Consider the following 947-nt stretch of genomic DNA (forward strand, 5'->3'; position numbering starts at 1 on the left):
CCTGTCCGGGGGGGCCCCCCCCCTGGGGGGGGTGTTTTGGTTGCGGCGGGGGGGTTTGGTGGCGCGGTGGTGGGGGGGCGGGGGGGGGCGGCTAATTTCCCCCGGGCCCCCCTGGCCGTTGCCGTGTTTATGGGCAGGCCTGGACGAAAGCTGCGACATTGCCGCTGCCGCCCTGGCTAACATTGGCATCGCAGCCGTGGCCCACCTGCACGCCGGCAGCAATGTTGCCGTTGCCGTCCTGGGTCAGAATGGTGGTGTGGTTGGAGCCGAACTGGCCGATGCCGGCCACGTTGCGGTTGCCGTTCTGGTAGGTGGCGCCGTAGTTGCCGGCCCCGTCCTGGCCGATAGCCGAAAGGTTGTGGCGGCCGCGCTGCTGGCCGATCACCTTGTTGAAGCGGCCGTTCTGATACACCCGGATACGGTTTTTGAAGCCGTTCTGGGCGCCGCCGGCCGAGTTCGACCAGCCATATTGCTCGATGCGCACGTCATTGGCCATGGCCGGAGCGGCGGCAGTGATACCGACAAGAGCGGCAAGCGCGGTTGCGATGAAAGAATTGCGGATCATGAGAGCGTCTCCTTTGGCGGACGGGACCGCGGTTGAACGGCTTCTTTTTAGGAGATGCCGTTCGAACTAAGGCTGAAGCCGGCGTTCAGCTGGGGTTCAGGAGGGCTTGCGCGGGTCGTGGCTGCGGCGGTCAGGCCGCTATTCGCTAGGGCAATGGGTGGAGCACACGCGCCAAGGGCGGCCGGTGTTGGGTCATTTCTATACTTGGGGTTGGCCGCTTCCGGCCCACAGGCTGCCGGATGGCAATGCGCCTCATGTCGGTCGTCAAAGTTAGCTTTGCAACTGCCTTAAAGAGGACAATGCACGAACCCGCTTCGCGGGAGGGGCGCCTCGTTCTGAGATGGCGCGACTGCCATTTTGACTTGAGCGGGTAGAGGGGTCG

Annotated in this window: 1 protein-coding gene; it reads right to left on the reverse strand. The window is 64.8% G+C overall.

Translation table 11 applies throughout. The annotated features are described in order from the left end of the window. Window positions 1-127 precede the first annotated feature (127 nt). Complete coding sequence (locus tag NKH90_RS34595) at window positions 128-565, reverse strand: curlin (RefSeq protein WP_352474420.1); 438 nt, start codon at window positions 563-565, stop codon at window positions 128-130. Window positions 566-947 lie beyond the last annotated feature (382 nt).

The sequence above is a fragment of the Mesorhizobium sp. M0898 genome (genome assembly GCF_040319695.1).
Taxonomy (GTDB): Bacteria; Pseudomonadota; Alphaproteobacteria; order Rhizobiales; family Rhizobiaceae; genus Mesorhizobium.